This window comes from Rhodococcus sp. CH91 (genome assembly GCF_022554085.1).
Lineage (GTDB): Bacteria > Actinomycetota > Actinomycetes > Mycobacteriales > Mycobacteriaceae > Rhodococcus.
Genome location: NZ_JAKFYR010000011.1, coordinates 23610 through 36519, shown reverse-complemented (window position 1 = coordinate 36519; position 12910 = coordinate 23610). Strand labels below are relative to the sequence as shown.

At 68.1% G+C, this 12910-nt stretch carries 13 protein-coding genes and 1 tRNA gene; 4 read left to right on the top strand and 10 right to left on the bottom strand.

Annotated features, from left to right (window positions below):
• Positions 1-104: 104 nt before the first annotated feature.
• From MOM01_RS18905 to aceE, 5 genes are all read right to left on the bottom strand, one after another.
• The gene (locus MOM01_RS18905) at positions 105-1361 is read right to left on the bottom strand and encodes a KasA/KasB family beta-ketoacyl-ACP synthase (protein ID WP_241386984.1); all 1257 of its coding nucleotides are present in this window, start codon (positions 1359-1361) and stop codon (positions 105-107) included.
• Positions 1358-1636, bottom strand: coding sequence for a meromycolate extension acyl carrier protein AcpM (acpM, locus tag MOM01_RS18900; protein WP_241386983.1), 279 nt, complete (start codon positions 1634-1636; stop codon positions 1358-1360). The genes MOM01_RS18905 and acpM overlap by 4 nt, the downstream gene beginning before the upstream one ends.
• Before the next feature lie 121 nt (positions 1637-1757).
• Positions 1758-2675 (bottom strand): ACP S-malonyltransferase, encoded by a 918-nt coding sequence (locus tag MOM01_RS18895; RefSeq protein ID WP_241386982.1) that lies wholly within the window; start codon positions 2673-2675, stop codon positions 1758-1760.
• A 128-nt stretch (positions 2676-2803) separates the two neighbouring features.
• The gene (locus MOM01_RS18890; RefSeq protein ID WP_241386981.1) at positions 2804-4120 is read right to left on the bottom strand and encodes a PucR family transcriptional regulator; all 1317 of its coding nucleotides are present in this window, start codon (positions 4118-4120) and stop codon (positions 2804-2806) included.
• Between the two features lie 71 nt (positions 4121-4191).
• Positions 4192-7041 carry a pyruvate dehydrogenase (acetyl-transferring), homodimeric type gene (gene aceE / locus MOM01_RS18885; RefSeq protein WP_241386980.1) on the bottom strand — a complete coding sequence of 950 codons (2850 nt, stop codon included), beginning with the start codon at positions 7039-7041 and terminating at the stop codon, positions 4192-4194.
• A 323-nt stretch (positions 7042-7364) separates the two neighbouring features.
• On the opposite strand from aceE, the gene MOM01_RS18880 reads away from it, so the two are divergent.
• The 3 genes from MOM01_RS18880 (at position 7365) to MOM01_RS18870 (ending at position 8388) form a co-directional block, all read left to right on the top strand.
• Positions 7365-7787, top strand: a complete 423-nt coding sequence (locus tag MOM01_RS18880; protein WP_241386979.1) for a DUF3052 domain-containing protein — start codon at positions 7365-7367, stop codon at positions 7785-7787.
• Between the two features lie 32 nt (positions 7788-7819).
• Positions 7820-8284 carry a peroxiredoxin gene (locus tag MOM01_RS18875; protein WP_241386978.1) on the top strand — a complete coding sequence of 155 codons (465 nt, stop codon included), beginning with the start codon at positions 7820-7822 and terminating at the stop codon, positions 8282-8284.
• A 32-nt stretch (positions 8285-8316) separates the two neighbouring features.
• Positions 8317-8388, top strand: a tRNA-Val gene (locus MOM01_RS18870).
• A gap of 73 nt (positions 8389-8461) precedes the next feature.
• On the opposite strand, the gene MOM01_RS18865 is transcribed toward MOM01_RS18870, so the two are convergent.
• The 5 genes from MOM01_RS18865 to MOM01_RS18845 form a co-directional block, all read right to left on the bottom strand.
• Positions 8462-9061, bottom strand: a complete 600-nt coding sequence (locus MOM01_RS18865) for a DUF2510 domain-containing protein (RefSeq protein ID WP_241386977.1) — start codon at positions 9059-9061, stop codon at positions 8462-8464.
• A gap of 120 nt (positions 9062-9181) precedes the next feature.
• Positions 9182-9541: a DUF5655 domain-containing protein gene (locus MOM01_RS18860; protein ID WP_241386976.1), complete on the bottom strand. Its 360-nt coding sequence runs from the start codon at positions 9539-9541 to the stop codon at positions 9182-9184.
• Between the two features lie 38 nt (positions 9542-9579).
• Positions 9580-10416: an SURF1 family cytochrome oxidase biogenesis protein gene (locus MOM01_RS18855; protein ID WP_241386975.1), complete on the bottom strand. Its 837-nt coding sequence runs from the start codon at positions 10414-10416 to the stop codon at positions 9580-9582.
• 28 nt (positions 10417-10444) lie between these two features.
• Entirely contained in the window at positions 10445-10915 is a 471-nt protein-coding gene (locus tag MOM01_RS18850; RefSeq protein WP_308197010.1) for a low molecular weight protein-tyrosine-phosphatase, read from the bottom strand.
• On the bottom strand, positions 10905-11603 hold the full coding sequence (locus tag MOM01_RS18845; RefSeq protein WP_241386974.1) for an HAD hydrolase-like protein: 699 nt from the start codon (positions 11601-11603) through the stop codon (positions 10905-10907). Before MOM01_RS18845 ends, MOM01_RS18850 begins: the two co-directional genes overlap by 11 nt.
• Before the next feature lie 82 nt (positions 11604-11685).
• Here MOM01_RS18845 and MOM01_RS18840 point away from each other — a divergent pair, with 82 nt between their 5' ends.
• Positions 11686-12828: a Nif3-like dinuclear metal center hexameric protein gene (locus MOM01_RS18840; RefSeq protein WP_241386973.1), complete on the top strand. Its 1143-nt coding sequence runs from the start codon at positions 11686-11688 to the stop codon at positions 12826-12828.
• The last annotated feature ends 82 nt before the right edge of the window (positions 12829-12910 follow it).

The following is a 12910-nucleotide window of genomic DNA, read 5'->3' as shown; positions in this document are numbered from 1 at the left end:
CCGCGAGGGGGCGAACAGGCGCGTACGGTCAGGCGCGACCGAATGCGAGCGCCACGTTNCGTGGGGGGCCCCTCCACCGCGAGGGGGCGAACAGGCGCGTACGGTCAGGCGCGACCGAATGCGAGCGCCACGTTGTGCCCACCGAAACCGAACGAATTGTTCAGCGCGAAATCGATCCGGCCGGAACGCGGTTCGCCCTTGACCACGTCGAGATCGATCTCTGGATCCTGGTTCTCGAGATTCAGCGTGGGCGGGATGACCGCGTCACGCAGTGTCAGGACCGTGAGTACTGCTTCGAGTGCACCCACCGCGCCGATCGAATGTCCGAGCGCGGACTTCGGCGCGTAGATCGCGGCGTGGTTGCCCACTGCCGCGTTGATGGCCTTGGCCTCGGCAGTATCGCCGATCGGGGTGGCCGTCGCGTGTGCGTTGACGTGCCCGATGTCGGCCTTGGTGAGCCCGGCGGTCTCGATGGCCCGCCGCATGGCCCGTGCCGCACCCGTGCCCTCGGGATCGGGTGCGACGATGTGGTACCCGTCCGACGTGATGCCGGAGCCGAGGAGCCGAGCATGGATCGTCGCCCCACGCGCCTTGGCGTGTTCCTCGCTCTCGAGAACCATCAGCGCGCCGGCCTCGCCGAAGACGAAGCCGTCGCGGTCCTTGTCGAACGGTCGCGATGCGCCCTGCGGGTCGTCGTTGCGGGTGCTCAGCGCCCGCATCATCGCGAAGCCGGCAGTGGCGACCGCATCCAGCTGACCTTCGACACCGCCGGTCACGACGATGTCGGCGTCGCCGAAAGCGATCATCCGGTGCGCGTTGGCGATCGCCTCGGAACCGGACGAGCATGCCGAGACCGGAGTGACGACCCCGGCGCGGGCGCCGAGTTCGAGCCCGACCGTCGCCGACGGCCCGTTCGGCATGATCATCTGCACGGCGAACGGCGACACCTTGCGGTAGCCGCCCTGGCGGAGCTTGTCGACGGCGTCGATCAGCGACTCACCGCCACCGAGCCCCGTTCCGATGACCACGCCGAGACGATCCTTGTCGACCTCGGGGCTGCCGGCGTTCTGCCAGACCGTGCGCCCGAGAGTCAGCGCGAGTCGCTCGACGAAGCTCATCCGGCGCACCTCGACGCGGGACAGCCCCTCGTCGGGGCTGACCTTGAGAGTTCCGCCGATACGGACGGGCAGGTCGTACTCGTCGACGAACCCGCCCTCGACGGTGCTGATCCCGCTCTCACCGGCCAGGAGCGCCTTCCAGGTGGCGTCCACGTCGCCGGCGATCGACGTCGTAGCCGCGAGGCTGGTGACGACGACGTTGCGGAGGGTCCGAGGAGAAGGGGATGTCACAGCTGAGCTCATTCGTTGTCGTTCGTGGCCTGAACGCCTGCGGCCTCGAGCTTCTGGATGTAGGAGACGGCGTCGCCGACGGTGCGGAGGCTGGCGAGATCCTCGTCGGGGATCTTCACGCCGTACTTGTCCTCGGTCTGGACGGCGATCTCGACCATGGAGAGCGAGTCGATGTCGAGGTCGTCGACGAAGGACTTCTCGACGGTCACCTCGGAGGGCTCGATGCCGGTGACCTCTTCGATGATCTCGGCGAGACCGGCGATGATTTCTTCCTGGGTTGCGGCCACGATGTGGCTCCCTTCTCGATCTGTCGACTATGTCGTACGAAACCGGTCGGATGTTTCCGTCCGGGGGGTCCGGGGAGATCCCGGTGAGGTGCCCGTGCTGTGCGACGGCGCGCGCAGCAACCTAACCGAGTTGAAGACTTTCGGCCAGAGCGGAGATTTCCGCGGGGGTCTTGAGGGCCACGGTGGGCGTGCCGCGCATCTCGCGCTTGGCGATACCCACGAGCGTGCCGGCGGGGGGAAGCTCGACTACCCGGTCGACCTGCGCTTCTCGCAGGTAGGCGGTGCACAGATCCCACCGGACGGGGCGGGTGACCTGGGCTGCGAGACGCTCGAGTGCTTCGGCTCCGGAGGTGACGGGCCTGCCGTCGAAGTTCGACAGCAGGGTGCGCTCGGGAGCGGCCGGTGTGATCTTCGACGCGGCGGCGGCCACGGCGTCCTGGGCGGGCGCCATGAAGCGGGTGTGGAAGGCGCCGGCGACCGGCAGCGGCCGGACCCTGGCCTTCTCCGGCGGATTCGCGGCGAGCTCCTCGAGCGCGGCGATGCGCCCGGCGGCGACGATCTGGCCGGCAGCGTTCATGTTCGCCGGGGTCAGATCCAGCTCGGACAGGCGCGCGAGCACCTCGTCCTCGGCGCCGCCGAGGACGGCGGACATCCCGGTCGGTTCGAGTGCGCAGGCCCGGGCCATCTCGGCGCCGCGGATCGCGGCGAGGGCGACGGCGTCGTCGGCGCTGATGACGCCCGCGATCGCGGCGGCGGCGAGCTCGCCGACGGAGTGCCCGGCGACGATCGTGTCTGCGGGTACGAGGCCGAGACGATCGACCTCCTCGAACGCGAGGAGGGCCGACGCCACCACGAGCGGCTGGGTCACCGCGGTGTCGGTGATCTCGTCGGCGGTGGCAGTGGTGCCCAGACGGACGAGGTCGAGTCCTGCCGTCTGCGACCACTGCTCGAGGCGGTCGCGCGCTCCGGATTGCTCGAGCCACGGGGCGAGCATTCCAGGTGTTTGAGACCCCTGACCGGGGGCAAGCAGCGAAATCACGATGACCAGGGAACACCGGAAAGGCGCCCTCGCGAGATGTCGGTAGCGATGAAAGCTGACGCCTCGATTTGTGGGAACCCTACAAATCTGCACGTCGCTGGTCAGCATCGACGAAAAGGTAGGAGACGTTACGTGTCCGATTCGCGCGTTGTGAACCTGGTGGCTGGTGTTGCAGGGGTTCTCAATTCGTTATGTCTTTGTGCCAGACGGCCTACCGTCGATGCGATCCGGAGCACGTAGCCGTCCCGCGGATTTGTGGGATCCCGACCGGTCACCTCTGTGATCCGCTTCAATCGGTACCGCACGGTATTTGGATGAACAAACAGCTTTCGCGCGCAGGACTCGACAGCGCCGCCGCTGTCGAGGTATGCGTCGAGAGTCTCCGCGAGGGACGGACCGGCGGCCGCGAGCGGGGCGACGATGAAGTCCTCGAGCGCGGCGATCGCACCGGGGTCACCGAGCAGCGCCCGCTCGGGCAGCAACTCGGAGGCGTGCACGGGGCGGGGCGCGCCCGGCCACCCCACGACCGCCTCCATGCCGGCGAGCGCCTCGACCGCGGAGACGTGGGCGGTGGCGAGCGTCGGTGTCGTCGGGCCGATCACCACCGGGTCGTCGGAGAACGCCCGCATCAGCTCGGAGCGGAAGTTCGCCGCATCCGCAGAGCCGTGCAGTTCACCGCTGACCACCATCACCAGCCGTTCGCCCTGCACCACCGCGAGTGCGGCACGACCGTGTTCCTGGGCGACGGTGTGCACCGTGGTGATCACCGACACCCCCTGGTCGGGAGGCGGGGTACCGACGATCACCGTCGCCGGTGCCGTCGCGTCCCAATTGAGGGTCGCGGCCCGCGACTGCATGTCGGGTCCGGTGTCCCCGCGGACCACGGCGTCGACCACCAGCGCCTCGAGGCGGGTGTCCCAGGCACCCCGGGATTCGGCGGCACTCGCATAGACCGCCGCCGCGGCGAACCCGAGTTCCCGGCCGTACCGCAGGATCGCCTCGGTGAGCGCCACGAGCTGTTCCTCGTTGCGGGCGAGGGCGGGGAGCCACTGCTCGAAGAACTCCATCGCCGCCCGGACCATGTCCACGGTCTGACGCAGGGTCAGCCGCCGCGCGAGGTCCTGCGGGATCATCTGGAAGGCGTCGAGGCTGAACTGCAGGTCGCTGTCGGGATTGCGGACCCACTCGAGGAAATCCACCACCGAGGTCTGGATCACCAACTGCACCGTCGACCGCTGCGAGGCGTCGAGATCGGCGAAGAACGGAAGCTGCTCCTGCATCACGTGGACGGCTTCGGTGGACAGCCGTCCCGAGAACTGCTTGACCCGGCGGAGCAGCGCGTCGGGCAAGGGCGCGCGTTCGGGACGCGGAGGGGGTGCGGGGCGTTCCCTGGGAACACCCGGCACCCCCTCGGCGCGCCGGCGGAGTGGGGGCTCGTCGACCATGGATAACGAAACTACCCGCAGGTCGGCGATCCGCCCTCACATCGCTCCGGAGCGTGGACTCGCGCCTCCCGTCAGGCGACGCCCGGATCTGCCAGCGACACCGGAGCGGCCGTCACGTCGTCGATCCGGTAGGTGCGAGCGGCCTCGACCGCCTTCTCACGGTCGATCGTGCCCTCGCGGCCCAGCGCGGCGAGCACCGCGACCACCGTCGACTCGGCGTCGATGTTGAACACGCGACGCGCGGCGGTACGGGTGTCGGAGAATCCGAACCCGTCCGCGCCGAGCACCGTGTAGTCGCCGGGCACCCACTTGCGGATCTGATCGGGAACCGCACGCATCCAGTCCGAGACCGCCACGAACGGCCCGGCCGCGTCGCTGAGCACCGAGGCGACGTACGGCACAGGTGCGTCCTCGCCCGGATTCAGCAGGGCCTGCCGCTCGCACTCGACGCCGTCACGCCGCAGTTCACCCCAGGAGGTGACGGACCAGACGTCCGCGGAGACATCCCACTCGTCGGCGAGCATCCGCTGCGCCCGCAGCGCCTCCGGCATCATCACACCGGAGACCAGGATCTGCGCCTTCGGCCCGGAATCGGCGCCGCGCTTGTAGCGGTAGATGCCGCGGAGCAGACCGTCGACGTCGAGATCCTCGGGTTCCGCCGGCTGCGCGTACGGCTCGTTGTACATGGTGATGTAGTAGAAGACGTCCTCGCCGCCGAATCCGTCCACACCCGGGGTGCCGCCGTACATCCGCCGCAGACCGTCCCGGAAGATGTGTGCGATCTCGTAGGAGAAGGCCGGATCGTACGAGACGACCGCGGGGTTCGTGGATGCCAGCAGGTGGGAATGCCCGTCGGCGTGCTGCAGACCCTCACCCGTGAGCGTCGTGCGACCGGCGGTGGCGCCGAGGACGAATCCGCGGGCCATCTGATCGGCCGCCGCCCACAGGCCGTCGCCGGTGCGCTGGAAACCGAACATCGAGTAGAAGATGTACACCGGGATCATCGGCTCGCCGTGCGTGGCGTAGGACGTGCCGACGGCGGTGAACGACGCCGTCGACCCGGCCTCGTTGATCCCCTCGTGCAGGATCTGGCCTACCGCGCTCTCCTTGTAGGCGAGCATGAGCTCGGCGTCGACCGAGGTGTACAGCTGGCCGTTGCGGTTGTAGATCTTCAGCGAGGGGAACCACGAGTCCATGCCGAAGGTGCGGGCCTCATCCGGGATGATCGGCACGATGCGCTCGCCGATCTCCTTGTCGCGCAGCAATTCCTTGAGCACACGCACCGCCGCCATCGTGGTGGCGACCTCCTGCTTGCCCGATCCCTTGCGGACGACCTCGTAGGCCTTGTCCGAGGGCAGCCGCAGGGGCTTCGCCGCGGTGCGCCGCTCCGGCACGAAGCCGCCCAGCGCCCGGCGCCGCTCGAGCATGTACTGGATCTCCGGAGCGTCCGGGCCGGGGTGGTAGTACGGCGGCATCTTCGGATCCTTCTCGAGCTCGGCGTCCGAGATCGGGATCCGCTGGAGGTCGCGGAAGTACTTGAGGTCCTCGAGAGTCAGCTTCTTCATCTGGTGGGTCGCGTTGCGGCCCTCGAAGTGCTTGCCGAGGGTGTAGCCCTTGATGGTGTGCGCGAGGATCACCGTCGGCTGACCCTTGTGCTCCATCGCCGCCTTGTAGGCCGCGTAGATCTTGCGGTAGTCGTGACCGCCGCGCTTGAGATTCCAGATCTCCTGGTCGGACAGCTCGTTGACCAGTTCCTTCGTCCGGGGGTCACGGCCGAAGAAGTGCTCACGCACGAACGCGCCGTCGTTCGCCTTGTACGTCTGGAAATCTCCGTCGGGAGTGACGTTCATGAGATTGACCAGCGCGCCGTCCTTGTCGGCGTGCAGCAGCGCGTCCCACTCCCGGCCCCACACGACCTTGATGACATTCCAGCCGGCGCCGCGGAAGAACGACTCCAGCTCCTGGATGATCTTGCCGTTGCCGCGCACCGGACCGTCGAGACGCTGCAGGTTGCAGTTGATCACGAAGGTGAGATTGTCGAGGCCCTCGGTGGCCGCGACGTGCGCAAGGCCCCGCGATTCGGGCTCGTCCATCTCGCCGTCGCCGAGGAACGCCCAGACGTGCTGGTCGGAGGTGTCCTTGATGCCACGGTCGTGCAGGTAGTGGTTGAACCGCGCCTGGTAGATCGCGTTCATCGGGCCCAGGCCCATCGACACCGTCGGGTACTCCCAGAAGGTCGGGAGCAGACGCGGGTGCGGATACGAGGGCAGGCCGCCACCGAGCGAGGCGTGGCTGTGTTCCTGGCGGAAGCCGTCGAGCTGCTCCGCTCCGATCCGTCCCTCGAGGAACGCGCGAGCGTAGATGCCGGGGGAGGCGTGACCCTGGATGAACACCTGGTCGCCGCCGCCAGGATGGTCCTTGCCGCGGAAGAAGTGGTTGAAGCCGACCTCGTACAGCGCCGCGGACGAGGCGTAGGTGGAGATGTGACCACCGACCCCGACACCCGGACGCTGCGCGCGCGTGACCATGATCGCCGCATTCCATCTGATGTACGCGCGGTAGCGCCGCTCCACCTCCTCGTCCCCGGGGAACCAGGGCTCGCTCTCGGTGGGGATCGTGTTGACGTAGTCGGTGGACGTCAGGGCCGGAAGGGAGACCTTGCGCTCGTTGGCGCGCTCGAGCATCCGCAGGAGCAGGTAGCGTGCGCGTGTCGGACCGGCAGCGTCGAGCATCCCGTCGAAGGATTCGAGCCACTCGTCGGTCTCGGTCGGGTCGATGTCCGGAAGGTAGGAGGCCACGCCTTCGCGGATCACCCGGACACGATTGTCCTTGGTCGATGCCGGCTTGGCCGAGGAATCCGCGCCCGAGGCGCCTTGTGCGGCGCCTTCCAGGGAGTCGGATCCGTGGATCAGGTCTGTCAACGTCTGCTCCTCATCGTGGTGGGCGCGCAGGTGGAGCGCCCTCTCCGTCGGTCGGCTCTTGTGGGAGCCGACGCAATCGACATCTGAACATGATGCACCCCTCATCTTCCCCCATCGGGGACGAAGGATCACCGTGCGGCCCGGCTATCGGACACACCCGACACTCTGTAAGGGCGAAATAAGGCCCCTCTCCAAAGATTCTCCCGCTTTTCCCAGCGATTCGGGTTGCGTTGAGCCGTTCGACGATGTTCGCTTTGACCTATTGCTCGTCACACCGGTACGCGGAGCCGATTCGCGCGCCACAACCCTTAGGAGGAACCACCGTGGTCGCCGCGGCGGATGCCAAGAATTATGTCTCCAAGCTCGGTATCACTCACGACCACGTGGTGCAGGAACTCGGCTGGGACGAGGATACCGACGACGAGTTGAGGGCGGCCATCGAAGAGGTCACCGGTACCGAACTGCTCGACGAGGACTCCGACGAGGTCGTCGACGTCGTACTGCTGTGGTGGCGCGACAGCGACGGTGATCTGGTGGACACCCTCATGGATGCGATCGGCCCCCTCGCGGACGAAGGCGTCGTGTGGGTTCTGACCCCCAAGACCGGGCGCTCCGACCACGTGGAACCCAGCGAGATCGCCGAGTCGGCGACCACAGCGGGTCTCACCCAGACCACGGCCATGAACCTCGGGGACTGGATCGGCAGCCGCCTCGTCCAGCCCAAGGCCGGCCGTCCCCGCCGCTGACCCGGCTCCACCCTACGAAGGAATTCATACGCATGGCGATCGCCGTGGGCTCCGAAGCCCCCGACTTCACCCTCAAGGACCAGAACAACCAGGAAGTCACGCTGTCGAGCTTCAGGGGGCGTAAGAACGTGCTCCTGGTGTTCTACCCGCTCGCTTTCACCGGTGTGTGCCAGGGCGAGCTGTGCGCCGTTCGCGACGACCTGCCCACCTACGAGAACGACGACACCGCCATCCTCGCGGTCTCCGTCGGCCCCTCGCCGACCCACAAGATCTGGGCGGCCGAACAGGGCTACACCTTCCCGCTGCTGTCCGATTTCTGGCCGCACGGTGAGGTCGCCCAGGCCTACGGTGTGTTCAACGACAAATTCGGATTCGCGAACCGCGGCACCTTCGTCATCGACAAGGACGGCATCGTGCAATTCGCGGAGGAGAACCAGCCCGGAGAGCCCCGTGACCAGGGAGCTTGGGCCAGAGCGCTCGCCGCGCTAAAGTCCTGATGCGAGGTCGGCGGCATCTGCCGCCGGCTTTCGGGCGTGTAGCTCAGTGGTAGAGCTCTGGTTTTACACACCAGCGGTCGGGGGTTCGAAACCCTCCGCGCCCACACTGTCGTCTCGGGACCCCGGTGGATCCGACCCCGCTCAGCGGGGTGGGGTCCCCACGAATCCCTCCACCTGTCAGAAGGTGTCGTTGATCGTGATCCGGTCGTAGCTCGCCGGGACGTCGTCGCCGCTCATGCAGCCGAGCGTGGTCGTCTGGCCCACCGGAATCGGTTCGGTCGTGCAATCGACCAGGGCCACGACCTCGTTTCCCTGCATGAACTTGATCTGGACGATCGCGCTGTCGCTCGACTCGCGAGCGTTGGTGACCTTCAGTCCCTCGACGGTGACGTCCCCGAGAGGGCTCTCCGCGACCGTCCACCCCGAGGCGTACTGGAAGCCGGCCACGTCGAACGCCTGGCCCTCGACGATCGTGAGCGGGTTGTCCGCGCCGCCGGGAAGTGCATCGTCGACCTCGACCGATTCGATGGCCTCGTTCACCTCGTTGGCGGTGAAGGACAACAGTGCGAGGCAGCCACCGGCGAACAGGACGAACACCACCAGGATGGCGAGGAGGATGTTGCGCACAGCATGCGACTTCCGGGCAGGCGGTCCCGGCGGCGGAGGACCACCTTGTACATGCTCGGTCCACGAATTCCCGTCCCACCAGCGCATCGCTCCGGAAGGGTCGGGATAGAAGCCGGGCTGCGGCTTACCGGAACCGGGAGTCTCGGACATGGGGCATTCCCCCTCACGCGAAAAGGCGCCCCAGCGCAACGTTTCTCGTGAAGACGAGCGTAGTGCGCAGGTCGGCGGTGCGCAGGCGATTTCCGGCGCCGGTCCGGACCCGGGGAGGGGTCAGCTGCGAGGGTCGGCCGCGGCGCGGTAGGCCACGTCCAGCAGTGCCACGAAGTGCTCGTCGAGTTCGCCGGGGGAGGAGACACTCAGACGATGCGTCGTGACGGTGCCCTTCTTCGGGAACGCCTCGCGCAGCGTGCGATGGTGGACGCGCCTGGGCAGGTCGAGTGCCACCTCGAGGCGGGAGGCGTACACGAATGCCGCCGCGAAGACGTGCCCGCGCGACCAGGTGATCTCCGAGGCGTGCACCTGCTCGGTGACGTCGTCGCCGAGGGCGAGGATCATCGCGCGCACGCGCTGGAAGGCGTCGACGGCGGCCGGGTCCTTGTCGGCCAGATAGTCGTCGACGGTCGCGTACATCGGGGGCTCCTCGGATCGGGGCAGAGTGGTCGTCTCGGTCACCGCGGCCGGCCGTATCGGTCGGCGAGCTTCTCGCTCGCGGTGCGCGGAGCCACCTCGACCGGAGCCTCGGCGGCATCGCCGCCGCGCTCCGCCGCCTTGGCCTTCCGCCGTTCACGCAACTCCGACCACACGAAATAACCCAGACCCAGCGGGGCCATGATCCCGAACGCCAGCCACTGCAGGCCGTAGGACAGGTACGGGCCGGAATCGAGCTGGGGAAGCGAGATCACACCGAGCCCACCGGGCTGATCGGCGTCGAGCTGGAGGTAGACACTCTCGAGGTCGAGTCCGGTCACCTCCGCGACCTGCGGGGTGTCGATGAAGTACACCTGCTGGTAGCCGGCGTCGAAGAAGGGGTCCTTGCCCTCGACCGTGCCCTCCGACATCCGGATACGGGCGTCGAGTGTGACGTTGCCGGACGGCGCAACGGGGATCTCGGGGATCTCGGTGCCGCGCACCGGACGCACGTAGCCGCGGTTGACGAGGATCGTTCCGCCCGAGTCGAGAGCGAAGGGCGTCAGCACCTCGTAGGCCGGCTTCGATTCGGCACTGCGCAACCGCACGAGCACATCCGAGTCGGGGAGATACGAGCCCTGCGCGAGGACACGGCGCCACTCGTCGTCGATCGTGGCTCCGTCGCCGGCGAGAAGATCGGAGACGGGAACCGGATCCTGAGCCATCGACGCCGCGATGCGTCCGTTCCGATCCTCGGTGCTCGTGTTCTTGCCCAGCTGCCACGGCGCGAGGACGGTGAAGCACGCATATGCGAAGCCGACGACCACCAGCGCCAGTACCAACCAGCCGGGGCGAAGGAGAAATGTCAATCGGCGCACAGAACCACGTTAGCCGGTGAGGTGGATCTCACTGCCGTCGCACCCGCTCGAGCAGGCCGGGAACTGCGGCTTCGATCTGCTCGCGGACCTGCTCGAACTCGGCGAGCGAACCGTAATAGGGGTCGGGCACCGAATCGTCGTCCGCGTCCGGATCGAACGATCGCAGCAGTACACGGCGTTCGGCCGGGACTCCGAGGTGAGCCAGCGCCCGTTCGTGCGTGGTGGTCATCGCCACCACCAGATCGGCGGACAGGTGCTCGGCGCCGAGTTTCGCGGCGCGGTGGCCCGTGGGATAGCCGTGTCGCTGCAACACGGCGTCGGTGCGCGGATCGGCGTCGGATCCGACATGCCAGCCGTGGGTGCCGGCGCTGCTCACCCGGACACGATCGGTGAGTCCTTCGCGCCGCAGATGTTCGGCGAAGATCTTCTCGGCCATCGGCGACCGGCAGATGTTGCCGGTGCAGACGAAGGTCACATGGAAGCGGTCGTCAGCGTCCACCGGTGAGAACCTCACGCAGTTCGTCGACGGAGGTGGTGGTCCGGGCCGCGGCGCGACCCTCGACGTCCGTTCCGTACCCCCACTCCACGAACACCGTGGGGATGCCGAAGCGACCCGCACCGTGGATGTCGTGCTCGCGATCGCCCACCATCACCACGCCGGTCGTGCCTCCGTCCGCGGCATCGCGAGGCTCGATGCCCAGTCCGGCGAGACTGTGGGCGACGACCTCCCACTTGTGGCGGCGGGCCCCGTCGTCGCTCGCCCCGCCGATGAACTCGAAGTATCCGGCCAGACCGAAGTGCTCGAGGATCCGCTCGGCGAAGGTCTGGGACTTCGACGTCGCGACGGCCAGCCGACTGCCCGCCTCACGCACGGCGCCGAGCAGGGATTCGATGCCGTCGAAGACGGCGTTCTCGCTCCATCCGGTGGCCGAGTAGTAGTTCTTGTAGGCAGCCAGTCCCGCGGCGACCCGTGTCTCGTCGAGCCCGAGGCCCTGCAGCGTGTCGCGCATGGGCGGTCCCAGAAGCCATTCGAGGTTACCGGCGGGCACCTCGAAACCGGTGGTCTCGGCGGCGTGGAGGAAGCCGTTGATCACGCCGGTCGCGGAATCGGTGAGGGTCCCGTCGAGATCGAACAGGACGACCGGGGCGGGAAGCACGAGGGGCTGGATGGGGGCGAGAACGGTCACCCGGCCATTGTCCCCGCTCGTCCGCTGCCCTGCCGCGTAGGGTCGTGCCCGTGGGAAGTGCGGACCGGCTGGAGGTGGACGCGTGACGGCGGTGACGCTGCGTGAGGTGATCGACGTTCTGGAGACGGCCTATCCGCCGTCGCTCGCCGAGAGCTGGGACTCGGTCGGGCTGGTCGCGGGTGATCCCGGCGAACCCGTCCACAAGGTGCTCCTGGCAGTGGACGCGACGGCCGCCGTCGTCGACGAGGCCCTCAAGTGGGGTGCGCAACTGCTGCTCGTGCACCATCCGCTGCTGTTGCGCGGTGTCGACACCGTCGGTGCGCACACCCCCAAGGGTGCGTTGATCCACCGTCTCATCCGGGGAGGGTGCGCCCTGTTCACAGCACACACCAACGCCGACCGGGCCAATCCCGGGGTCTCGGACGCACTCGCGGACGCACTCGGGCTGACGGCCCTGCGCCCGCTCGAGGCCAAGCCGGAACCCGCGACCGACAAATGGGTCGTCATGGTGCCCGCCGAGTCCGCCGACGCGGTGCGCGCGGGATTGTTCGCCGCGGGAGCCGGTGCTCTGGGCAACTACCGCGAATGCTGCTGGACCACCTCGGGGACCGGCCAGTTCCGTCCCGTCGAGGGGGCCGACCCCGCCATCGGTTCGATCGGAGACCTCGAACGTGTCGCCGAGGACCGGATCGAGGTCGTCGCGCCGCGCCGGTCGCGTGCGGCGGTGCTCGCCGCCCTGCGCGAGGCGCACCCCTACGAGGAACCGGCCTTCGACATCATCGAACTCGCCGACCTGCCCGGCGACCGAGGTCTGGGCCGGATCGGCGAGTTGCCGCGGACCCGGACGTTGCGTGAGTTCACAGCGGATGTCGCCGCGGCGCTCCCGGTGACCGAATGGGGAGTGCGAGGAGCAGGCGACCCCGACCGGCCGGTCCGGACCGTGGCGGTGTGCGGGGGCTCCGGCGACTCGTTCCTCGGACTCGCCGCCGCGCAGGGCGCGGACGTCTATGTCACCGCCGACCTGCGGCATCATCCCGTCGACGAGCATCTGCGCACAGGAGGCCCCGCCGTGGTCGACGTCGCGCACTGGGCGAGCGAATACCCGTGGTGCGGTCAGGCCCGGGACCTCCTGGACGGTGCGTTCGCCGACCGGGAGGGCTGGCACGCGCGGGTGAGCGAGTTGCGCACCGATCCCTGGACGACCGCGGCTCGCGCGGTACCGTAATCAGCTACGACACGCCCCGAGTGGCAACCGGCTCCCGGACCACCCGAGAAATCCCGATACATCACCGAAAGCAGGAACCACC